The organism is Nostoc sp. UIC 10890 (genome assembly GCF_054786515.1).
This window is the reverse complement of the sequence record NZ_JBSGKF010000001.1, coordinates 968,473-990,705: the sequence shown is the minus strand read 5'-3', so window position 1 is coordinate 990,705 and position 22,233 is coordinate 968,473. Positions and strand designations below refer to the sequence as shown.

At 43.0% G+C, this 22,233-nt stretch carries 17 protein-coding genes and 1 pseudogene; 8 read left to right on the top strand and 10 right to left on the bottom strand.

The window, feature by feature from the left end; all coding sequences use genetic code 11:
• Nucleotides 1-381: 381 nt before the first annotated feature.
• Nucleotides 382-2,487: an acylase gene (locus ACWATR_RS03915; RefSeq protein ID WP_460329699.1), complete on the top strand. Its 2,106-nt coding sequence runs from the start codon at nt 382-384 to the stop codon at nt 2,485-2,487.
• A gap of 133 nt (nt 2,488-2,620) precedes the next feature.
• On the opposite strand, the pseudogene ACWATR_RS03910 reads toward ACWATR_RS03915, so the two are convergent.
• Nucleotides 2,621-5,308, bottom strand: a pseudogene (locus ACWATR_RS03910) (beta strand repeat-containing protein); the annotation flags it as partial.
• A gap of 1,112 nt (nt 5,309-6,420) precedes the next feature.
• Here ACWATR_RS03910 and ACWATR_RS03905 point away from each other — a divergent pair.
• From ACWATR_RS03905 to ACWATR_RS03895, 3 genes are all read left to right on the top strand, one after another.
• Nucleotides 6,421-6,879 (top strand): M67 family metallopeptidase, encoded by a 459-nt coding sequence (locus ACWATR_RS03905; protein ID WP_460329697.1) that lies wholly within the window; start codon nt 6,421-6,423, stop codon nt 6,877-6,879.
• Nucleotides 6,880-7,019: 140 nt separating this feature from the next.
• A complete protein-coding gene (gene moeB / locus ACWATR_RS03900; RefSeq protein ID WP_460329695.1) occupies nt 7,020-8,192 on the top strand; it encodes a molybdopterin-synthase adenylyltransferase MoeB in 1,173 nt (390 codons plus the stop codon).
• A 368-nt stretch (nt 8,193-8,560) separates the two neighbouring features.
• Nucleotides 8,561-9,757 (top strand): MFS transporter, encoded by a 1,197-nt coding sequence (locus tag ACWATR_RS03895; RefSeq protein WP_460329693.1) that lies wholly within the window; start codon nt 8,561-8,563, stop codon nt 9,755-9,757.
• Nucleotides 9,758-9,881: 124 nt separating this feature from the next.
• Here ACWATR_RS03895 and ftsH4 read toward each other — a convergent pair whose 3' ends face one another.
• The 3 genes from ftsH4 to ACWATR_RS03880 form a co-directional block, all read right to left on the bottom strand.
• A complete protein-coding gene (ftsH4, locus tag ACWATR_RS03890) occupies nt 9,882-11,750 on the bottom strand; it encodes an ATP-dependent zinc metalloprotease FtsH4 (protein ID WP_460329691.1) in 1,869 nt (622 codons plus the stop codon).
• Between the two features lie 91 nt (nt 11,751-11,841).
• A complete protein-coding gene (locus ACWATR_RS03885; protein ID WP_460329689.1) occupies nt 11,842-12,027 on the bottom strand; it encodes a DUF2949 domain-containing protein in 186 nt (61 codons plus the stop codon).
• A gap of 540 nt (nt 12,028-12,567) precedes the next feature.
• Nucleotides 12,568-13,245 carry a DsbA family oxidoreductase gene (locus ACWATR_RS03880; protein ID WP_460329687.1) on the bottom strand — a complete coding sequence of 226 codons (678 nt, stop codon included), beginning with the start codon at nt 13,243-13,245 and terminating at the stop codon, nt 12,568-12,570.
• Nucleotides 13,246-13,425: 180 nt separating this feature from the next.
• Between ACWATR_RS03880 and ACWATR_RS03875 the strand changes: the two genes are divergently transcribed.
• Nucleotides 13,426-13,554 carry a hypothetical protein gene (locus ACWATR_RS03875; protein WP_460329685.1) on the top strand — a complete coding sequence of 43 codons (129 nt, stop codon included), beginning with the start codon at nt 13,426-13,428 and terminating at the stop codon, nt 13,552-13,554.
• A 145-nt stretch (nt 13,555-13,699) separates the two neighbouring features.
• On the opposite strand, the gene ACWATR_RS03870 is transcribed toward ACWATR_RS03875, so the two are convergent.
• A complete protein-coding gene (locus ACWATR_RS03870) occupies nt 13,700-14,146 on the bottom strand; it encodes a TOBE domain-containing protein (protein ID WP_069072724.1) in 447 nt (148 codons plus the stop codon).
• Between the two features lie 386 nt (nt 14,147-14,532).
• Here ACWATR_RS03870 and ACWATR_RS03865 point away from each other — a divergent pair, with 386 nt between their 5' ends.
• The gene (locus tag ACWATR_RS03865; protein WP_460329683.1) at nt 14,533-15,330 is read left to right on the top strand and encodes a hypothetical protein; all 798 of its coding nucleotides are present in this window, start codon (nt 14,533-14,535) and stop codon (nt 15,328-15,330) included.
• A gap of 79 nt (nt 15,331-15,409) precedes the next feature.
• Nucleotides 15,410-16,531, top strand: coding sequence for an IS630 family transposase (locus ACWATR_RS03860; RefSeq protein ID WP_460329681.1), 1,122 nt, complete (start codon nt 15,410-15,412; stop codon nt 16,529-16,531).
• Here the strand turns inward: ACWATR_RS03860 and ACWATR_RS03855 are convergent.
• Genes ACWATR_RS03855 through ACWATR_RS03845 form a run of 3 tightly spaced genes read right to left on the bottom strand, consistent with a single transcriptional unit; the run spans nt 16,528 to nt 17,633 of the window.
• A complete protein-coding gene (locus tag ACWATR_RS03855; protein WP_460340178.1) occupies nt 16,528-16,635 on the bottom strand; it encodes a DUF4351 domain-containing protein in 108 nt (35 codons plus the stop codon). The genes ACWATR_RS03860 and ACWATR_RS03855 overlap by 4 nt on opposite strands.
• Before the next feature lie 9 nt (nt 16,636-16,644).
• Nucleotides 16,645-17,079 (bottom strand): RpnC/YadD family protein, encoded by a 435-nt coding sequence (locus ACWATR_RS03850; RefSeq protein WP_460329679.1) that lies wholly within the window; start codon nt 17,077-17,079, stop codon nt 16,645-16,647.
• Entirely contained in the window at nt 17,076-17,633 is a 558-nt protein-coding gene (locus ACWATR_RS03845; RefSeq protein WP_460329677.1) for an acireductone dioxygenase, read from the bottom strand. The genes ACWATR_RS03850 and ACWATR_RS03845 overlap by 4 nt, the downstream gene beginning before the upstream one ends.
• 219 nt (nt 17,634-17,852) lie before the next feature.
• Between ACWATR_RS03845 and ACWATR_RS03840 the strand changes: the two genes are divergently transcribed.
• Entirely contained in the window at nt 17,853-19,298 is a 1,446-nt protein-coding gene (locus ACWATR_RS03840; RefSeq protein WP_460329676.1) for a deoxyribodipyrimidine photo-lyase, 8-HDF type, read from the top strand.
• Between the two features lie 163 nt (nt 19,299-19,461).
• Here ACWATR_RS03840 and ACWATR_RS03835 read toward each other — a convergent pair whose 3' ends face one another.
• Nucleotides 19,462-20,439: a hypothetical protein gene (locus ACWATR_RS03835; protein WP_460329674.1), complete on the bottom strand. Its 978-nt coding sequence runs from the start codon at nt 20,437-20,439 to the stop codon at nt 19,462-19,464.
• Between the two features lie 266 nt (nt 20,440-20,705).
• Entirely contained in the window at nt 20,706-21,935 is a 1,230-nt protein-coding gene (locus ACWATR_RS03830) for an MFS transporter (protein ID WP_460329672.1), read from the bottom strand.
• Nucleotides 21,936-22,233: the final 298 nt, after the last annotated feature.

Sequence of the window (22,233 nt, the reverse complement as noted above, 5' to 3'; positions counted from 1 at the left end):
TTTTCAATAGGCACTCTCAATATTTAACAGCTTTTTAATCATTAGAATTGATAATCTTTCTTGATAAATATATAGATTACATGATCATGTAGCCTTTTCGCATTTTTTAAACGGAATAAAGGATGTCATTACAGTTTTGAGATATTTTCTCAACAAAGTGGTATTGTGAGATCGGCTTAAATCTGCTTTGTCAAAGTCACTTGTGCGTTGAGAGGGGATTGGGGAATGGGGACTGGGGACTGGGGAAAAAGCAAGGGAGCAGGGAGAAAGGGAGAAAAGTTTTCCCCTCAGCAAGAGCAGCACCCCGCCCCTCAGCCTTTTTTCAATGCCCATTCCCCAATCCCTAATCCCCAGTCGTTACATCTGTAAATGGTGGTGTTAATGAGGATTGATACTTTACTCAGAGTTTACAAAAGAAAATCAATACGCGTTTTACCCTTAATACTCAGCTTAATACTGGTTTTGTTTGTCGGAAGCCGCGCTGTGGCTGTACCAACAAAATCCACAGAGATATTATGGGATACTTATGGTGTACCGCATATTTACGGCAAAGATGACCAGAGTGCATTTTATGCCTTTGGTTGGGCACAAATGCAAAGTCATGGAGATTTACTTTTGCGTCTCTATGGTCAAGCACGAGGACGCGCGGCGGAATATTGGGGAGAGGAATACCTGGAATCAGATCGTTGGGTACAGACTGCGGGAGTACCAGAACGCGCTCGTTCTTGGTACAAGGCACAGAGTCCAACTTTTCGTAGTTATCTCGATGCTTTTGCTGCTGGGATCAATGCTTATGCACAACAAAATCCTAACTTAATTGATGATCAAGTTGAGGTGGTGCTACCAGTCAAGGCAGAAGATGTCATGGCTCACTTACATCGGGTACTCAATTTCACCTTTGTGGTCAATCCTGAGCAAGTATTAGGTCTGAGCAAAGAAAAGTTGCAAGCAGGATCTAATGGTTGGGCGATCGCACCAAGTCATTCTGCCAATGGGAATGCAATGTTGCTAGCGAACCCACACCTACCTTGGTCAGATTTATTTTTGTGGTATGAAGCCCAAATCACCGCCCCAGGAATAGATGCTTATGGAGCAACACTTGTAGGTATTCCCGTATTAGCGATCGCATTCAACAACAACTTAGGTTGGACTCACACTGTTAATACCTATGATGGTTGGGATATTTATGAACTCACACTGGCAGGTAATGGATACCGGTTTGATGACAAAGTTCGTAACTTTCAGACAAAAACCCTCTCCTTGAAGGTGAAGCAGAAAGATGGCTCCTTACAAGAGCAACCATTAGTAGTGAAAAGTTCTGTCCACGGGCCTATAGTAGCCGAGAAAAATGGTAAAGCCATAGCGCTAAGAGTTGCAGGTCTTGATCGACCAGGTGTACTCCAGCAGTGGTGGGATATGGCACGAGCAAAAAACCTTAACCAGTTTGAAAAAACGCTCCAGCGCTTGCAATTGCCAATGTTTACGGTGATGTATGCGGATCGAGAAGGGCATATTATGCACCTATTCAACGGTCAAGTTCCAGTGCGCTCTAGTGGTGATTTTAAATATTGGGAAGGCATAATCCCAGGAAATACATCTAAAACCTTGTGGACAAAAATTCATCCTTACCAAGATTTACCGCGCATAGTTGACCCGAAGAGTGGCTGGTTGCAAAATACCAATGACCCACCTTGGACAACTACATTTCCAACCGCCATTAAAGCAGATAATTACCCGCCTTACATGGCACCTCGTTTCATGGGTTTTCGCTCCCAACGTTCTGTAAAGATGTTGGCTGAAGATGACAAAATCTCTTTTGATGAAATGGTTACATACAAGCACTCTACCCGTATGGAACTAGCTGATCGGATTTTGGATGATTTAATCCCGGCTGCACGCAAGTACGGTCAGGACTTAGGGCAAAAAGCAGCGAATGTCTTAGAAGCCTGGGATCGGCAAGCTGATGCAGATAGTCGAGGAGCAGTATTATTTGCCTTTTGGGTTCAACAACTGGACTGGGATAAGACATTTAGTAAACCCTGGAATGAAAATTCTCCACGCACCACACCCGATGGTTTAGCTAATCCTGAAAGTGCAGTTGCAACTCTGCAAGCAGCCGCAGCAGAGGTAGAAAAGACTTATGGGGCAATTGATGTACCGTGGGGCCAGGTTTTTCGGCTACGGTTGGGTGATGTGGATTTGCCTGGTAATGGTGGGGATGATAGCCTGGGAATTTTTCGGGTACTGAATTCTGCTCCAGGAGAAAACGGTCAGTTCCAAGCATTTGGAGGTGATTCTTATGTGGCTGCAATTGAATTTTCCAACCCTGTACGGGCAATGGCACTCACCAGCTACGGTAATGCATCTCAACCCGGATCGCCCCACATTAGCGACCAGTTACAGATGTTCGCTAACAAAAAGTTACGGACTGTGTGGCGCGATCGCTCAGATATTCTTGCCCATCTAGAAGAACGTAAAATATTCTAAGGTGAATGGCACGAAGATAAGCCCAAAATCCTGTGTTGCCTCTGCTCAAGCCACTAGAGGCTCCGCCTCTTAGGTTCGGTTCCCAGCCTCCAGGCTGGGAACCAGCCAGGGCAAGGGCTGGTGCTAATTACGATTAAACAACCACAAAATTGTTTTTGCTTAATGACAATCCAGCAGATAATTGTGCAAATTTTACCTGAGCAAATCCACCCGCACTACCATCTTGGTCAAAGTACAGTGAACCTGTAACATTGTCATAGATAAATCGTTGATTGCTTGTCGTTGCAGACGTTCCAAGGGTAAACTGACTAGCCGAAAGTGAAGGTATTGATAACCCACCACCAAAACCAGTAGCCGATACCTGAATCAGTTCATTAGTGGCGTTGAAGTCATAAAGACGATCAACACCTTGCTTGTAACTATTGAAGGCAAATGTATCAATACCATTTCCTCCATAGAGGGTGTCATTGCCAAAACCACCTGTGAGGTAGTCATTTCCAGAACCACCATTAAGAGTGTTATTGCCTAATGCACCGTAAGCGGAGAGAGTATCATTGCCATCACCCCCAAACAGGAGGTTCTTGCCTGTTGAGTAATCAACAATTAACTTATCGCCACCAGCACCACCATTAAGGGTGTTGTTGCCTGATGCTCTCCGATAAACTCCTTCGCCGTCGTTGCCGTCCTTATCGTATTGGTAACCAGAGGCGGATAGATAATCATTGCCACTGTCTCCAGAGAGCAGATTATTGCCTGATGAATAGTCAACATTCAAGTTATCGTCACCAGTACCACCGTTAAGGGTGTTATTGCCAGTGGTGTTATAAAAAGATCCTCCGAAGCCGTAGCCATAGCTAGAGCCGGAGAGAGTATCATTGCCATCGCCACCAGAGAGCAGATTAGCACCTCGTGAATGGTTAACATTCAAGTAATCTTTACCAGCACCACCCTTGAGGGTGTTATTACCACTGGTGTTATCAAACCTGTAGCCCTCGAACTCAGAGGCAAAGAGAGAATCATTGCCATCCCCGCCAGAAAGCAGGTTATTCCCTGTTGAAATATTAGCACTTAAGTAATCGTCACCAGCACCACCATAGAGGGTGTTATTACCACTGGCAAGATTGACGGAGAGATTATCCTTGTCATCGCCACCATCCAGTAAGTTATCGCCTGTTGAAAAGAAAGCACTTAAGCTATCGTTACCAGCGCCACCCTTGAGGGTGTTATTACCAGACACTTCAGGATCGTAATAGCCACCAGAGACGGAGAGATAATCATTGCCATTGCCACCATCCAGTAGGTTATCGCCTGCTGAACCGTCAGCACTCAAGCTATCATTACCAGCGCCACCTTTAAGGGTGTTATTACCAGACACCACATCGCCATAGTAGTCACCTAATGCCGAGAGAGTATCATTGCCATCACCACCAGAGAGCAGGTTATTTCCTGGTGAAGAGTCAACATTTAAGTTATCGTTACCGCTACCACCGTCGAGAGAGTCATTCCCTCTACCACCAAAAAGGGTATCATTCCCCGTACCACCAATGAGAGTATCATTACCATCGCCCCCAGAAAGCAGGTTATTGCCTGTTGAACTGCTAGCAATCAAGTAATCATCACCAGCACCACCGTTGAGGGTGTTCTTGCCAGATGAGCGAGAGTCGTATTTAGAGGAAAGGTCGCGAGGTTCATACGGATCTCCGTAGGGAGTGTACTTGTAGTAGCCAGAGATGGAGAGAGTATCATTACCATCACCACCCTCCAGTAGGTTGTCGCCCGTTGAACCGCTAGCACTCAAGTAATCGTTACCAGCACCACCGTTGAGGGTGTTCTTACCAGATGAACGAGAGTCGTCATTAAAGTAGCTGTTTCCTTCGTAGTAGCCAGAGATGGAGAGAGTATCATTGCCATCGCCCCCAGAAAGCAGGTTATTCCCAGTTGAACCGCTAGCACTCAAGTAATCGTTACCAGCGCCACCATTGAGGGTGTTCTTACCAAACGAGCGAAGGTCGTCGCCGTCTGGGTAGTCGATGTATTCGTAGCCAGAGACGGAGAGAGTATCATTGCCATCACCTCCAGAGAGTAGATTATCCCCTCTTGAACTGTTAGCACTCAAATTATCGTCACCAGTACCACCAAGGAGAGTATTATTGCCTGCACCACCAAGGAGAGTATCATTCCCCGCACCACCTCTCAAAAGGTCGTTGCCACTCTTACCGTCGATTTTGTCATTACCCCCCTGACCATTGATGACATCATTGGAGTTGTCTAAACCTGTAATGTTATTGGATAGATCATTGAGGAAAGTCACCCTGTTCTTGTTGCTCAGACTAGTCTCAGTGGAATTGACATCGAGGACATCAAAGGTGTCGGTGATGCTAGTTTGCCCATCAAACAGGATATTGCCAATAGCTGGTCTTGTACCAGAAGCATTCAGATTTTCTAAGTTTTCTAATTTGAAGTTGTTGAGGAGAACTTTGGCACCATCCACCCCTTCAAAGGTGATTTCTAGATTGCTGCCATTCTGCGTAAGCTGTAGATTTCGGGCACTCAAACCAGCACCTTGGAATTTGATGGTATCCACTTCGGCAATGACTGCTGCTGTTGGATTTGTTCCTTTACCAATGCCACCAAAATCGGTGATGGTATCAGTACCGTCGCCCAAGTTATAAACAAATTTATCCTTGCCACCGCCACCAGTCAGGATATCATTACCCTTCTTGGCTGTGATTATATCGTTACCTGGTTTACCGTTAATTGTATCCGCGCCGTTACTGCCCAGTAGAGCATCATTACCGTTAGTTCCAATGATATTTGCCATAACTTTTACCTTCCTAAATCAGTTTTTTCAGTAATTTTTAGTTCTCAGCCCTGAATTAGTGCGTTTCAAAACACAAGAATTCGCCGAGAATTGACGCTTTCGGAATAATTTGATGTCATCCTTGAAGGACGCTAATTTTTCTCGAAAATTCACTCTGTTGACCAGCTTGCAAGTGACACTTATCAAAGTCTCACATGCTGTAAAAAGTCATGACCATGTAGATGTACTCAAATGGGTTGTTTCAGTTGTCAGTCTTTTTAGAACCATCCTTGATAGAATAGTTGCAGCTACACCCAACTCAGGAATCGCTGAAAAAAGGTTGTCAAATCAAGCTTAAATGCCTGAAACTCATACAACACCTTGATATAACTAGTCCTACTGTCTTGGAAATAGAGAACAGTTAACTATTGATAGGGAAAGGGATTTTAACACCCTCATTGTGGGCTATTGCCTGTAAACGTTTCGCTTAAAAATAGGGAACATCTAAATAACCTGATACTAACTAAATACTGAATATTTACTTAGATGTCTATAGCTAAAGAACTATCTTTGCATACTCTTTATATTATATGCCGAGAAATGTATCTGCTAGTAGCGTGTTCTTCACATTTTGAGAATTTATGGTCAAGAACTTGCAGACAGCAGCAGTCACAAAGAAGTTTGAGCGAAGGCTTTCAAGGCAGCTAACTTTGAGAATGCTCGAAGGATTGATTCAGAAAAATACATATTTTCCTTCTTATTTACGATGATGAAGATCAAGCGATGCTTGGGTCGGGCTACGCCTACGCCTCGCGATACATTGTATCTAGGCAAGAATTGTTGGAGGTTACCAAAGTTACAAACGCAGACATAACAGGAGTTAGCTAAGAATACTTGCAACCATCCGTACTCATGCAGCGTTCAAAAATACATATTGTCCGAATGGCACTAATAAAAGCCCAAAAGCTTGTGTCGTCTCGTTCCCAGCCTCTAGGCTGGGAACCAGTCAGAACATTTTTGAACGCTGCGATGCCCGGATTGGTCTACAGCTAAAGTATGATCATGATGTCCGAGTTATATATCAAATATCTGTGCAATAATCGCGATCGCTTACCAAAATTAAAAACGCAGAGATGATCAGATTTAGCCAAGAACACTTGCAAACCATCCGCACTCATGCCGAAAGCACTTACCCAGATGAGTGCTGTGGTATAATTCTGGGCTATCTGGTTAATGAGGGCAAAACTGTGGTAGAAGTCATGCCAACAGAAAATGCTTGGAATACAGAAGCGGTTGCTGAGTTTCCAGGGGAACGTACAACAGAAAGTAAAAGACGGCAATATACGATCGCACCCGAAGTTATGTTAAAAACACAAAAGGAAGCACGCGATCGCTCACTGAATATTATCGGCATTTTCCACTCTCATCCAGATCATCCTGCTATCCCTTCAGAATGCGATCGCCTATATGCTTGGCAAGGATACTCGTATATAATAGTTTCCGTCCAAAACGGTAAAGCTGGAGAACTTCAAAGCTGGAGCCTTAATGATACTCATCAGTTCCAAGCAGAGAAAATTGCAAATATAATTTAACGACTTAGCTTAAAGACAGTCACTTGTAGCGGTTTTCGCCGCCACCACGGGTAAAAATTCGTCTTCCCCACTCCCTATCTCTATATGAGATCCAGTTTTTCGATAGGATTAATATTCCGCTCTCCCAGATCATAACTGCTATGCTAAATCCCAATCTGGATGAAATCCAGTTGACCAAAGACGATTACGAACGCTACTCCCGACACCTGATTTTACCGGAGGTAGGACTAGAAGGACAGAAACGCCTGAAAGCCGCCAGTGTACTGTGTATCGGTACAGGTGGACTAGGTTCACCACTACTTTTATATCTGGCGGCGGCGGGTATTGGACGCATTGGGATTGTTGATTTCGATGTTGTCGATACTTCTAATCTGCAACGCCAAGTAATCCACGGGACATCTTGGGTGGGTAAACCCAAAATTGAATCGGCAAAAAACCGCATTCACGAGATTAACCCTTATTGTCAGGTTGATTTATACGAAACTCGCCTGACTTCCGAAAACGCCCTGGAAATCCTTCAACCTTACGATATCGTGGTGGATGGTACTGATAACTTCCCCACCAGATATCTAGTTAACGACGCCTGCGTATTGCTGAATAAGCCCAACGTCTACGGTTCAATTTTACGCTTTGAAGGGCAAGCTACTGTATTTAACTACGAAGGTGGGCCGAATTATCGTGACCTTTTCCCAGAACCACCACCACCAGGGATGGTTCCTTCTTGTGCAGAAGGTGGCGTATTGGGAATTTTGCCAGGAATTATTGGTTTAATCCAAGCAACCGAAGCTGTCAAAATTGTTCTGGGACAAGGTAACACTCTCAATGGACGATTGCTGTTATACAACGCCTTAGATATGAAATTTAGGGAGTTGAAACTGCGTCCTAACCCAATTCGCCCAGTGATTGAAAAGCTGGTAGACTACGAAGAATTCTGCGGAATTCCACAAGCTAAGGCAGAGGAGGCAAAACAGCAGATGGAAAGTCAAGAAATGACCGTTAAGGATTTGAAGGAATTGCTGGATAGTGGTGCAAAAGATTTTGTACTGCTGGATGTCCGCAACCCCAATGAGTACGAAATTGCCAAGATTCCTGGTTCAGTGTTGATACCCTTACCAGAGATTGAAAATGGAAATGGTGTTGCGAAGGTGAAGGAAATATTGAATGGGCATCGTTTAATTGCTCATTGTAAGATGGGCGGGCGATCGGCAAAAGCCCTCGCCATCCTCAAGGAAGCCGGGATTGTTGGGACTAATGTCAAAGGCGGAATTACCGCTTGGAGTCGAGAAATCGATCCCTCAGTTCCAGAGTATTAAGGCAGGGGGCAGGGGGCAGGAGGCAGGAGGCAGGAGGCAGGAGAAATACTGCTCCGCCTCCGCTCTGTTTCATACCAAGATCAGAGCGAGTTTGCGGTTTAAGTCTCCCATTCCCCCATCTCCTAATGACCTTTTTAGAATTAAAAATTAATAAAAAGAATCATTTTTAATTAATTAATTTTGGTACAGAGCCAACAATAATAGATGGCGCAGTGTTAGCGAGTCCACGTACTCCTTCCCTACGGGACGCTGCGCGAATGGAGAAGCAAGCTACGCGCAGCGTCTGTCTGCGACACGCTCCGCGAACGTAGAGAGCGTCTTGGAATTTTTAATTAATAATTTTTAATTTTTAATTGGAGCGAAGCGACTTGACTACCTCAAAATCTCATTTCAATATTTTATGGGTGCAAGTTTGGGTGTTGGCAGCAGTACAGGGAGCAATTACCCTCACCTGGTTAATTTATAATATATATTTGCCACAACTTTTGACTCAGTTTGGTTTTCCTGCCTCATTGGCAGTTGGTTTGGTGATAGTCGAAAATGCCTTGGGTGCAGTGCTGGAACCCTTGATGGGCGGACTTTCAGATCAAGCTAGGCGCTGGGTAGGAACTCGGTTTCCCTTCATCTCAGTAGGTATGATTTTGGCATCGGCTTTGTTCATTGCCATACCATGCGTTGTGAGTTTTATCCCACCTACTACCGTGATGCGATCGCTCTTACCTATAGTATTAGTAGCCTGGGCATTAGCAATGACAATATTTCGCTCTCCAGCGATGTGCCTATTAGGAATGTATTCGACACCAGCCCAGTTACCTTTAGCAGTAAGTTTTGTCACTTTGGCAGGTGGTGCGATTGGGGCTTTTAGACCGATAAGCAACAAGTTTATTCTGAGTTTAGGGCCAGTTTATACCTTTGCGATTGGTTCCTTCGTCATGCTAGGGGCGGCGGCTGTGTTGCGGTTAGTCAATCCCCCAGAAGCACCTGTGGATAGACACCAAGCAGAAACAGTAAAGTTGCCGTTACAGAAATTGGCGTTGATTTTAGGAACTGGTTTCGGTGTCGCGTGGGGTATCCGATTTCTCTTTGATGTTTTAGGTAAAGTACTGAAGACTCAACTAAATACTGATAACATTGATGTGCTGATGGTGTGGATCGGATTAGCGATCGCACTTGCCAGCATACCAGCAGGAATCTTCGCAGTCAAAATTGGTAATAGTCAAGCAATGCTTTGTGGGATCTGTGCAATCATTCCCTCGTTATTGATAATGATATCTGTGGGCGCACAAATTCCAATAATTATATTAATCGTTGCTGGCTTTAGTTTAATTGTCAATGGGGCAATTCCTTTTGCTTTAGGACTAGTACCGCAGCGATGGGTGGGATTAGGAATTGGGATGTATTTTGGTGGCTTCGCTTTAGCCATGAGTTTGTTTGGCGTCATATTTCCCCAACCGCAAGCAATAACACCTTTGATTGGTGCAGTTGGCGGTGCATTGGCATTTTTGTTAGCTGGTGCTTGCATTATTGTGAGTGGCATTTCTGAAACGCAGAGGCTTAACGCATAGGCGCTTCTCTACGAGACGCTACGCGAAGCCTTCCCACAGGGTAGGGACGCAAAGTTGTACTCTGCGTCCCTATGTATAGCAATTACGTTAGCGTAGCGTGGCAAAGCCCATTACGAATTACGAATTACGAATTAGTTACGGGTTTAACCTGACTCAGCAAACTGTGCAGTTTTTCGCCTTCAATGACTTCTGTTTCTAAGAGTTGAGTTGCGATCGCTTCTAGCAAGTCTCGATTCTGTCTAAGAATCTCTAGGGCTTGTTCGTGGGCTGTTTCCACGATTTCCTTGACTTCGCTATCAATGGCTTTGGATGTGTCTTCACTTACCGCCCGCCGGGGATTAGCCCCACCATTACCCAAAAACATCGATTGTTGTCCTTGTTGGTAAGCTAATGGCCCTAAGACTTTGCTCATCCCATAAGATGTTACCATCCGTTCTGCCAAGTCAGTTGCTCGTTGCAAATCGTTGGAAGCACCTGTTGTAATGCTGTTAAACACAATCTCTTCGGCGGAACGTCCACCTAATAGAGTTGCAATCTGACCCCGCAATTCCTCTTCATTCATCAAAAAGCGGTCTTCAGTTGGTAATTGCAGAGTGTAGCCCAAAGCAGCCATCCCACGGGGAATAATCGAAATCTTTTCTACGCGACCGTTTCCTGTGGTTAACGCCCCGACCATTGCGTGACCAACTTCATGGTATGCAACAATCTTTTTCTCAGTCTCGTTCATCACGCGACTCTTCTTCTCTAAACCGGCGACAACCCGCTCAATTGCTTCGGCAAAGTCTTCTTGAGCAACACTTTCACGGAGATTGCGAGCTGCTAATAATGCTGCTTCATTTACCAAGTTTGCCAAGTCTGCACCAGCAAAACCAGGGGTACGAGTAGCGATCGCTCTTAAATCTACATCATCTCCTAATTTTACCTTTTGAGCGTGAATCTTGAGAATTGCTTCACGACCAGATAAATCAGGACGGTCTACCAACACTTGGCGGTCAAAGCGACCTGGACGCAGCAATGCAGAGTCAAGGCTTTCGGGGCGGTTGGTAGCTGCTAGGACAATCACAGTCGCATCCCCAGCCGCAAACCCGTCCATCTCTGTTAGTAACTGGTTGAGGGTCTGTTCTCGCTCATCGTTACCACCGTAAAAGCCGTTACTGCTACGAGATTTACCGATCGCATCCAATTCATCAATGAATACAATACAGGGAGCTTGTTTTTTGGCCTGCTCAAACAAATCCCGGACTCTGGAAGAACCCACACCAACAAACAGTTCCACAAACTCGGAACCAGAAATACTAAAGAATGGAACTCCTGCTTCCCCTGCTACAGCTTTCGCTAAAAGTGTTTTACCAGTACCAGGAGGACCAACTAACAGCACACCTTTGGGAATCCTAGCGCCAATTTGCGTAAACCGTGCCGGAGTCTTGAGGAAATCTACAATTTCTACTAACTCAGTTTTGGCTTCTTCTACGCCAGCCACATCTGCAAAGGTGATTTTAGCGGATTCACCTTCAACGTAAACTTTAGCTTTACTCTTACCAATGGAAAGCGCACCTTGAGGGCCACCGCCACCACCACCACGAGCAAGAAAGAACTGCCAAATGCCAATAAAAATCAGTGGTGGAATCACCCAACTCAAGAGGGTTGTAAACCAAGTATTCTTGGGTGGAGGTGTAGCAGCGAATTCAACTCCCTTTTCTTCTAGCAGTTTGGGTAACTCTAAATCAAAAATTGGTGTAGTTGCAAACACCTGTCCTGGCTCGGCACTGTCTGTTTTTAGTTGGTAGCGAATCTCATTTTGACCGACGGAAACGCGGTTGACTTCCCCTTCTTGGACTTGATGAATGAATAAGCTATAAGGAACACCAGTAGGGCCAGAAGCAAATAAACCAGGCAAAAATAAATTTAAGAGCAGGAATAGCCCTGATACTGCCAGTAATATATTAGCGATGATCCGAAACCGAGGTGACTTAGGCTGTTCTTTAATTGCCATAGATATTACCAATCCTTAGAATGAAAATTGTTGAGAATGTGACTTTTGCAGAAAGTCTGCTATTTACCATCTGAATAGCTGAAGCAGCAGCTTATACTGTTTCCAACCAATCAAAAATTTGGGCTAACTGATCCAGTGTTACCAGCCCATACTGCCAAAGGGTCATGGCTAGAAAGTTGGGTGTCTGCTCACAATGTCTCAAAGCAAGAGAAATTGCTCCACCAGAAATACCCAACTCTGCTTCTAAAAAATGCACCAATTGATCTGTAGCTTTCATCGCAATGTTAAACAATGTTAAATAAGTTTTATTTCTGAGAAAGTTTGAGTTGTGTGATGCAATGTCCAAGTTGCATCGCAAAGTTGTTTAATTGGTCTTGATCCTCAAGAATACTACTCATCGTCATAATTTTTCCTGTCTAGCAATATTTGCAGCTTTTTTATTTATGTAACTAAACTTAACAATTAAATTAATCTTTGGGAACTAACGAGCCAATACGGTTTACCGTACTCAAAGAGTTAACACCACTAGAAATGAGAAAATTTTGATGAAGAAAACGCTGTTACAAAAAACGCAGATATTATGAGACGCAAAGAGAAATCCCATATCCTCTGACTTGAAAAAGGCAGAAGGAACAAGTCAGAAAGGGATTTGGGCCACTGAAACGGAGTTCAGTGGGGGTCTTAAACCCAAGTTCCATGATTGTCACGGGCAGAGAGCAAGAATCAGAATTCCCTTCTGCCTTCTGCCTTCTTCAAGTGCAATAGACATTTTGGCAGCTTAATAATGCGATCGCGTCTTTCAATTAAGGCAATATCCCTAACACCAAGATTGTTCTCCCGGAGGATTGTGCAGTAACTCCCGAATATTGGCTTCGATGACCCGATAGCCCACATTGCCGTTGAGTCTCTGCCGTCCTTCATTAAAAATTAGGGTGGGGCTGACTGTAACCGTATGCTCTTTGACTAATTCAAAATCCTGGGATAGCTTGGCATAAGCCTCACCACTATCGATCTGAGCTTCGATAGCTGCGATCGGCAGTCTTAATTCCTCCGCAATTCCAAATTGTACCTTGCGGTCAGAAACGTCTGCCAGTTGGGTAAAAAACGCCTTCCGAAATGCTCTGGTTGCTTTTTCAAATACCTGTTGATTTTGCTCTACTAAACTCTTCGCTTCTAGTAATTGAATCGCATGGAGAAACAAATGACAGGATGTGGATGAAAATGGTGTAACTTTAGTCCAAATATCAGGATGAACGGTGATGTGATCGAACTTTTTCGCAACTTCCTGGACATGATCGCTGTATCCTTGCAATCCACCGCGTTCGCGCCATCGGTTTTCCAGTTTTTCACGAGCAACACCAAAGACGGGGACAAAGTGCTGTGCGATCGCAATCTTGTCTTCAAAGGTTGTTGTCAACTCATCCAAACGAATCTGAGCAATATAAGCCCAAACGCAGAGAACATCGGAAAAGTAAAAAATACGAATCGGTTCCATATTACTTAATCCTTAGAGAGTGCTTATAAAATAAAGATAAAATTTATAGTAGGGTGTGTTAGACCGACGACGGTATATGATTTTGAGAGAAAATATGATTCGTAACGCACCAAATATACCTTAAGATTTGATTTATAAACATCCTCTTATCTCTAATCTGCAAATCTATGAAATTGAACAATGGATCAATTTTTGAATAGGCTATGCGTGGTTGGGCATTTTATGGCGACTTTGCGATCGTGGAGATTTCTCAGCCCAGAACAACAAGACCTTGCTACATGGTCTTTGGTAGCAAATAGTAGATTTTGAGGCAGTCTAGTTCCAGTTTATACTTCCTTTGAATCTGCGATGCCGAATAGCCCAACCTAGACATTGCATCAACTACATACACTCAATTTCTCTCGCAGTTCTCCAGAATCAAAAATTAATAGCCAATGCCTAAAATCAAGTATTTCTATTCTCTAGCAATGACAATATCGTTAGACTTAATGACTGCATAAGCTTCTTTTCCCTCAGATAGTTCCAACTCTTCTGCGGAAGCTCTAGTGATAATTGAGGTTAATTCTACTTTATGAATAATCTCCAGAGTTACCTCACTATTAACGGCTCCATAAACAACTCGTTTAACCACACCTTTAAGAATATTGCGAGAGCTAACTTTTAATGATTTCTTTTGAATACTACTTTCTATGTCAGGCTTTTGAGTGTAATAGATATCTTCCTGTTTTTCCTGCTGAGTTGGTGGTGATATTGGTGTTGAGGAGTGCTGAGTGAGACTACGCACAAGTTCCCGCAGAATCTCAGTCTTGGTGCGTTGAGAGTGTTCGCAGAACTCCTCTAGAATCTTCCGCTCGTCCTCTGAGGTTTGAAATGTAACCCATCCTTGTTCTTTTCTTGGCATAATAATATTATCAATTTTGGTTATCTTGGTAAAATTCTACCAAGTATCAATTCTATATGTGGTTTTAGTAATAACATTTTTTTTCAAGATTTTCGGCATTTTTATCGCAAATTAATTAACTAATCTCATATAGTTAACTACATATATATTTATTTTTTTCTAGATGCGAAATATTTTGTTACTTGAAATTGTCTAAATCAGCACTAAACATTACCAACTAAGATGGTATACCATTACTCTATGGTATTTGTTTGGATAGCGATGCCTACGATGGTCTAAGTCTATGCAAGGATAATCTAGCAGAAAATTCTGCTGGCGTAGGCGTAGCCCGTCGCAGACATCGCTAAGTGCCGTAGTATGATTTAATGTGAGTTCACAGCAGGGGGATGAAACACCTAAAATCGCGTTCTCAAGACCTGCGGAGTTTATTTGAGAACAATATCACTATTGAATACGTAGCAGAACCGCTAAAAGCTATGCCAGCTGATGCTGAGGTGACAGAAGTGCTGCATTGGATGCAGGCACAGAATTTTGACGTTATCGGCGTTGAGACGGGAGATATTATCAGCGGTTATGTAGAACGCTCTAATTTGATTCAAGGTAAAGCAGGAAAGTGTAGCGACTATCAACGGGTGTTTCATCCAAAAGAGCTAATAGCCATTTCCACCCCACTTATAAAGTTACTACCAATTTTGCAACAAACTCCGCGATTGTTTGTCTTAGATTGCAATCAAGTGAGTGGTATTGTTACCTGTGGCGACTTGCAGAAAGCACCCGCGCGAATGTTACTGTTTGGCTTAGTAACGCTACTAGAAATGAATCTGCTGCGGCTGGTGCGGATTTACTATCCCCAAGATTCTTGGCAAAAAGTCCTCAAACCTGAACGCTTAGAAGTTGCTCAACGGCTATGGCGAGAGAGCCAAGAAAGAAACGAAGCTACCGATTTATTAGATTATCTGCAATTCTGTGATAAGCGAGAGTTGATTTTAAATCAGCCAGAACTTCTCCAGCAACTAGGATTAAAGTCCAAGCGGTTTGGTGAACGCTTCCTCAAGTCTGCTGAACAGTTGCGAAACCGATTAGCTCACGCCCAAAATTTAGTTAGTGGTTCCTCTTGGATAGAATTGATTTCTCTAGCAGAGGCGATGGAAAAACTATTAATTCTCTGTGAGGAAGTTGAGTAAAGTAGTCAGCTTTCTTTAATACTAAGCTAATCGTCACTTAAGTTGCATAATAAGAAGATGAAGCCGTTTAAAAGCGACGATGCCGCCCCCAGCCAAGAACTTTTTAACGCCAGAACAAGTTAGCTCCTTACAGCAAGCTCTAAAAGAGAGCGACAAACCACACGTCAGGGAAAGAATTTTAATTATTCTGCTACAGAATGATGGGAAACCGCAACATGAAATTGCTAAATTTTTAGGCTGTTCGCACAGAACAGTGGCATATTGGTGTATGCATGGTGATCCAGATGAGCTAGAAACTCTACATAATAAAAGAGAGTATGAACATTATCGAAAAGCGACTCCTGAATATATTGAACTGTTATTAAAAACTGTTGACCAAGAACCATCAGATTTAGGCTACGACTTCGGCAGATGGACGGCAGAAAGATTAGCCACATATTTAACAAAAGAAACAGGAATTGATTTAAGTAGCTCTCAGGTTAGGAGGATATTAAAGAGAAAAAAGTATAGTTATATCTGGGCTAAATATGACCTAGAAGATAAACAAAATCCTATTGAAAGAGCGAAGTTTAAAGAGAAACTTACTCAATATTTATCAATAGCGCGAGAGCAACCAGAGCGTTTACAGGTATGGTTTTGGGACGAGAGCGGTTTTAGTTTACGCGTGATTCGTCGCAAGGGTTGGGGTAAAAAAGGAAAACGCAAGAATGTTCCAGGTCAACGGCGTTGTGGTCGAGTAAATGTAATGGGGGCAATCAGAGAACTAGACCGAAAACGAGTATGCTTTTTTGTTAAAAAAGGGAACGCAGATATTTTTTATGAGCAATTACAACAATTAAATGAATTAATTAAGCAAGAATGGGTAAGCAAAGGAAACCTTGGTGAGGATTTTGCGAAATATGGGCCAAAGATTATTTTAATTTTAGATAATGCTAGTTTTCATAAACGCAAAGATGTTCTAGCTAAAATATCTGAAGAATTCCCAAATTTTGTTCTAGAGTTCTTGCCCGCTTACAGCCCTGATTACAACATTATCGAGTTAGTCTGGCATTCATGTAAAGAATATATTGCTCATCGGTTATTTAAATCAGTAGATGAATTAAAATCACTGCTAGATAAGCTGTTGAATCAAGGCGAGTTAGTGATTAGGTGGCATCGGAATATAAAACATAAAGGTAATTTCAGCTATGTTGCAGCTTAAATGCTGATTAGCTTATTGAACCACCCGATCAAATCTGCTGCTGTCGAGAAATCTAATAGTGCCTCACTCAAATTCTCTAATTGAGTTAGAGATAATGCTTCAATCTGCGATGTCTACGACGGGCTTTGCCTACGCAATTCTAGACCAACTATACCAATTCGCCGAGGAAGTAGGCGCATGACTACTGACAACGCCTCTTCTCTTCTCCCCTGCTCAATTCCTTGCTCAATTCCTTGTCTAATAATTCTTTGATAGACCACAGATTCCTGCATAAGCTCCTCCCGCAATAAGCTGCTGATTAGATTGTTGTCATATTTTAACCCTGCAAGCAACTGAGTACAGGCTGAGATATTTCTTTGCTGGCTAGGTTCTTCAATCATATCTACCTGAGCAGCAACTTGAGAGAGCAAAGATTCAGGGGAATCTGTTCGCGCCAGAACTGCTAAGGGTAGAAGACCAACAGATGCTAACAAAGGAGCGGGGTCTTGCTCCCAAATCCGAATTGAACGGAAGCGATGAACTGTATTAGTATCGGTAAGAAATATCACAGTTTGCGATTATTGAGTGAATCACTAACTTGAGTACCTGTATAATTGGGAACCCAACCTTCAGCGATCGCAAAATAGCGTATCCCTTTGAAATTCAACGATGCAGTTGGGCTACACCAATGCTCAACGTCGGCGGGAATGTAGAGATAGTCTTGTGCCTGAACTAAAAGCTGTACCTGGCTACCATCAGGTCGCACAAAACCATAAATCATTTCCCCTGCCAACACGTAGAGGGGTTCAGCCGCAGGATGAGTATGGTAACGGCCGTAGGTTGCTATCAGGTGGTGAAGATTGAAGGAACCTGGATGCACGTTTAGCAAGTCACACCAGAGAGCGCCATTTTCTTGCTGAATAAATTCAAAGACGCTGTTATGGAGTTCGACACAATAACGTTTCTCTGACTCAGTTAAAACGGCCTGGTCTAACAGATCGGGGAAGAGAAGCGATGTTCCTGGGTCGTAGTGTCTGAGTTGAATGCCAAGAGGCGCAAGTTCACGAGCTATTTCGCCTAAATCGCTCTCAATCGTACCGTCGTCAAGTAGTAGGTTAGCCATGACCAAAAAGACTAATTAACTGTTAAGAAGAGTATACTCAACTTTGAGTTAATAAGCCACTATTCCCGACTGACAAACCGGGGAATGGGGAATGGGGAATAATCAATGCCCAATGCCCAATGCCAAATGCCCATTCACAGAATAAATTTATCGCCAGAATGATGTTCATTGGTACCACTAGCATCTAAGCTAGTACGGGTGAACTATATATAGCATGGAATGTCTGACTTAATTCTGTTTTGGCATCGGCGCGATTTACGCATTTCTGACAATACGGGACTGGCTGCGGCAAAACGGCGGAGTCCAAAGGTGGTGGGCGTGTTTTGCCTTGATCCGCATATTTTAGAACGGGATGATATTGCTCCTGTGAGAGTAACTTATATGATTGGCTGCTTGCAGAAACTCCAAGAGCGATATGCTAAAGCTGGCAGTGAGTTATTAATCCTCCATGCCAATCCTGTACAAGCGATACCAGCTTTAGCAGAGGCTTTAACAGCTAAAGCTGTTTTTTGGAATTGGGATGTAGAACCTTATTCACAAGAACGCGATCGCACCGTCATAAATGCCCTCAAAGAAAAAGGTATTGAGTTTCTTAACCAAAACTGGGATCAAATCCTCAACTCCCCAGATGAAATCCGCACTGGTGGTAATAGCCCTTACACCGTTTACACCCCCTTCTGGAAAAATTGGATTACCAAACCGAAGGCTCAACCAGTAGAAACACTGCAAAATGTTGAAGGGTTAACGGAAGCTGAACAGAAAATTGCAAAACTTGCAGGAGCGATCGCATTACCTTCAGCGAAAGATTTAGGATTTATTTGGGATGAAGAATTGATTATTGCACCGGGAGAGGCAGCCGCGCAAGAACGATTAGAAGAATTTACTAATAAAGCTATTACTGAATACCAAGAACAGCGAAATTTCCCCGCAGTGGACGGAACATCGCAACTAAGTGCAGCTTTGAAATTTGGGGTAATTGGCATTCGCACCGTTTGGCAAGCCACCATAGAAGCACTAGAAAACAGCCGCAGCGAAGAAACAGCAGTTAATATTCGCACATGGCAACAAGAATTAGCTTGGCGGGAGTTTTATCAACATGCAATGTATAACTTCCCCGAATTAGCTGATGGTGCTTTCCGTGAAACCTTTAAAAACTTTCCTTGGGAAACAAACGAAGAACATTTCCAAGCTTGGTGTGAAGGAAGAACTGGCTACCCAATTGTGGATGCAGCAATGCGTCAGTTAAACGAAAGCGGCTGGATGCACAACCGTTGTCGAATGATTGTCGCCAGTTTCCTCACCAAAGACTTGCTAATTAATCCCCAATTGGGAGAAAAATACTTTATGCAAAAGCTGATTGATGGTGATTTATCTGCTAATAATGGCGGTTGGCAATGGAGTGCTTCTAGCGGTATGGACCCTAAACCTGTGCGGATTTTTAACCCAGCTAGTCAAACACAAAAATTTGATCCAGAGGGAGAATATATTCGGCAATGGGTATCAGAATTGCGGTCTGTAGATACCGAATATTTAGTTACTGGTAAAATTCCACCTTTAGAACGTCATGCTGTTGGCTATCCCGACCCAATTGTGGATCATAAAATCCAACAAAACCAGTTTAAACTGCGTTATCAACAACAAAAAAACATTAGTGGTGGTGAGTAAAATAGTTGTTTTTTAATATTTATTTATAGTATGTCAGGCTAATAAACTTTCCTCCAAAAATGTTTGTAGTCAGGACTTCAGTCCTGATTTTGTTTGCGTAGCTTCTTGGAGAAAGGACTACAGTCTTGACTACAAACTTATGAGTATTTTAACGGCTATCATATTACGTCTTGATAGATACACGAGAAATTGTCCATAAGATGAGCAGGAAAATTAAGTAAATTACGCCCACAAGTCCAAACTCAATCAGAGGGATATAAGTTATTTCGTAAATTCTACCCAAACCGCGTTCTGTCAGTGCATAAACGGCCAGTACACTCACTAGAAAGGTTCCGTAGATAGTACGTTTAGTCCAGATACCCAGAGGTAAACCGTGAAGCTGAGTAAGCACCATAATGCCGAGAAAACCAAAGAGAAATGTTGGCCACTTGGTTTGTCCTAGCATCCATGACACAATGACACTATGTAAAAGCACCGTAATTTCCAAAGTGAATGTCCACCAACGATTTACATGGGTACGGTTAAATATCAACGAGGATTGGAGCAGAAGCAAGAACATATAAAGAAAACCAATTAAGTGCCCCGAAGTCGCTTCCATTGGATGATACCAGAAGGTATAGATAGCGGCGAAGGAGAAAAAATAGCCGTGGTACAGTTTGATAATTTGCAAAAACTGTTGATGGAATGGAACAGAATTGCCAAAAAACAAACCGCGTCGAGGCGTTTCCAAAATCAGTACGAACACCAGTAGAAGTACAACCGCACCTTGAGAAGCCCAAATTGAAGTATCTTGAGCGAGAGCATCGTACCAGATATAAGTTTGGAGAAAGTGTAATGCAATGAATGCACCATTAATGGCCAGCATGAGGTAGTTAATCGGGTGCAACGCTGATTTATATTTCAACTGCGATCGCTGCGCCCACAAGATACACGCCCAAATGCTAAACTGATGCCCAAGGTACATACCCCAAGCCGTTGCTCGACTCCAAAACGTTGGTTGGGGAAGCTTCCAGTAGTACCAGTTTAATCCTTGATCAGGAAGTTTGATGATGCTTGCAGGAATGCTCCCACCAATCCAAATTGCGTAGGTAAGGAGGATGCTTACAAAGATGCCTAACAATAATACTCGGCGGCCTGTCATATTAATTCGTAATTCGTAATTTTTAATAAAAAGAGAGAATAACCTTCTCAAAGTCCTCCTTTTTAAGGAGGATTTAGGAGGATCTAAAGTTTTGGATACATCAGCCATAACTTTTAAGAGATCCTCTAAGACCTAGATTAGACTTCTTGCAAAAGTCGGGAAAAGGGGAAGGGGAAAGGGGGAAAGGTTTGTTATTTTCCCTTTACCCTTTAACCTTTACCCTTTTCCCCTCTCTTGCAAAAAGCACTTTTGCAAGAGGTCTATTGTCAGGCGATACGTTCTGTGTTTGATTCAGATACGTTTTTAGTAACTCGCAAACTAAGAGTCAAAGCTACTAGCATTACTAAAAACCCACTCAAAAAAGGAGCAGAACTTCCAAATTTCATAAAACCAACCCCTGCCCATATTGGCCCACCGATGCGTGCCAAAGCAGAGCAAGAACTGGCAATTCCTAATATTTGCCCTTGTTCTTCTGGGGCTGTCATCTGGGAAATCAGACTGTTTAATATTGGTTGGCTGACACTAATTCCCCATGCCACAAGGGAGGTGGCGACCAACAATAAAATTAAGCTTTGTGAGAATCTAATTAATCCAATTAGTAGTAATCCTAAACCTAACCCTACTATCCCCCAGGTAAGTAACTTTATTTCACCCAATTGTTTCTTGAGAAATCCGAGGAGTCCTCCTTGAATGATTGTGCTGACAATCCCCATGAAGGCAAAAAGATAACTAGTTTGTTGAGGGCCCCAGTTTAATTGTTGCTTAGACCACAAAGCCAATGTAGAGTCCATAGCTGCAACAGCAAAGGTAACTAAAAAGTAGATGCCAACAAGCATACAAAACTGTGGACGCTGCAACAGTTGTAGCAAGTTCAGCCGTCGTTGACGGTAGCGATGAGCTTGCATTTTGGCTCTAGTTTCAGAATTTAGGGATTCTGGAAGTAATACCAAAGCACAAAGCAATGCCAATAAAGATAATCCGGCTGCAAACAACGACGGTAGATGAAAGTTAGCGTTGTCTGGATCTGACCCGATCAGAAGACCTCCGATTGCTGGGCCGAGAATGAAGCCAAGACCAAAAGCTGCTCCGATTATGCCCATGCCACGAGCGCGATTAACTGGCGTGGTAATATCTGCGATGTACGCCTGAGCAGTAGAGATATTCCCTGCCATAATCCCCGCCAAACTACGAGCAATAAACAAAATCCATAATGAGTTGGCAAAACCTAACCCTGCGTATGCTATTACAGAACCAAATAAAGTGAGTAATAGAATCGGACGACGACCGTAGCGATCGCTAAATCTGCCCCATAATGGTGCAAATAAGAACTGCATTAAAGAATAAATAGCTACAAGTAGAGTCGCTTCATTAGGTTGTGCGCCGAATTGTTCAGCATACAAAGGCAGTATCGGCAGGATAATTCCGAAGCCGAGCAAGTCTATAAATACAGTCAAAAATAAGACGAATATAGCCCTGCTATTATTTTTACTCTCCATAGGTACAATTCACTTTTATAAAAAATATGCGTCACTTGGATTAGTTTTGTAGACATCAGGGAATGCTTGAGTGTCAATATCCATTGAATGAAATATAATCAGTTCAAGCAAAATGTGTGAATTTGAGCGTGGTTTAGTAAAATAGCGTGGAACAAACCCACTATAAAAATCAACCCAATAATACTACTAATGAAAGCAACTATAGTCTCGTGCTTCCGTATAGCTTTTTGTATTTTAGTGTCTATGATGTGTTCTAATTCTTTGTATGACATTGACTTTAATCTCGCTAAACATAAAA

Coding starts and splice junctions, on each gene's coding strand:
- ftsH4 (WP_460329691.1), bottom strand. CDS start 11,750: ATGGCAATTAAAGAACAGCCTAAGTCACCTCGGTTTCGGATCATCGCT.
- ACWATR_RS03880 (WP_460329687.1), bottom strand. CDS start 13,245: ATGGAACCGATTCGTATTTTTTACTTTTCCGATGTTCTCTGCGTTTGG.
- moeB (WP_460329695.1), top strand. CDS start 7,020: ATGCTAAATCCCAATCTGGATGAAATCCAGTTGACCAAAGACGATTAC.
- ACWATR_RS03830 (WP_460329672.1), bottom strand. CDS start 21,935: ATGGAGAGTAAAAATAATAGCAGGGCTATATTCGTCTTATTTTTGACT.
- ACWATR_RS03860 (WP_460329681.1), top strand. CDS start 15,410: ATGCCGCCCCCAGCCAAGAACTTTTTAACGCCAGAACAAGTTAGCTCC.
- ACWATR_RS03870 (WP_069072724.1), bottom strand. CDS start 14,146: ATGCCAAGAAAAGAACAAGGATGGGTTACATTTCAAACCTCAGAGGAC.
- ACWATR_RS03875 (WP_460329685.1), top strand. CDS start 13,426: ATGGATCAATTTTTGAATAGGCTATGCGTGGTTGGGCATTTTATGGCG.
- ACWATR_RS03905 (WP_460329697.1), top strand. CDS start 6,421: ATGATCAGATTTAGCCAAGAACACTTGCAAACCATCCGCACTCATGCC.
- ACWATR_RS03845 (WP_460329677.1), bottom strand. CDS start 17,633: ATGGCTAACCTACTACTTGACGACGGTACGATTGAGAGCGATTTAGGC.
- ACWATR_RS03915 (WP_460329699.1), top strand. CDS start 382: ATGAGGATTGATACTTTACTCAGAGTTTACAAAAGAAAATCAATACGC.
- ACWATR_RS03885 (WP_460329689.1), bottom strand. CDS start 12,027: ATGAAAGCTACAGATCAATTGGTGCATTTTTTAGAAGCAGAGTTGGGT.
- ACWATR_RS03840 (WP_460329676.1), top strand. CDS start 17,853: ATGTCTGACTTAATTCTGTTTTGGCATCGGCGCGATTTACGCATTTCT.
- ACWATR_RS03835 (WP_460329674.1), bottom strand. CDS start 20,439: ATGACAGGCCGCCGAGTATTATTGTTAGGCATCTTTGTAAGCATCCTC.
- ACWATR_RS03865 (WP_460329683.1), top strand. CDS start 14,533: ATGAAACACCTAAAATCGCGTTCTCAAGACCTGCGGAGTTTATTTGAG.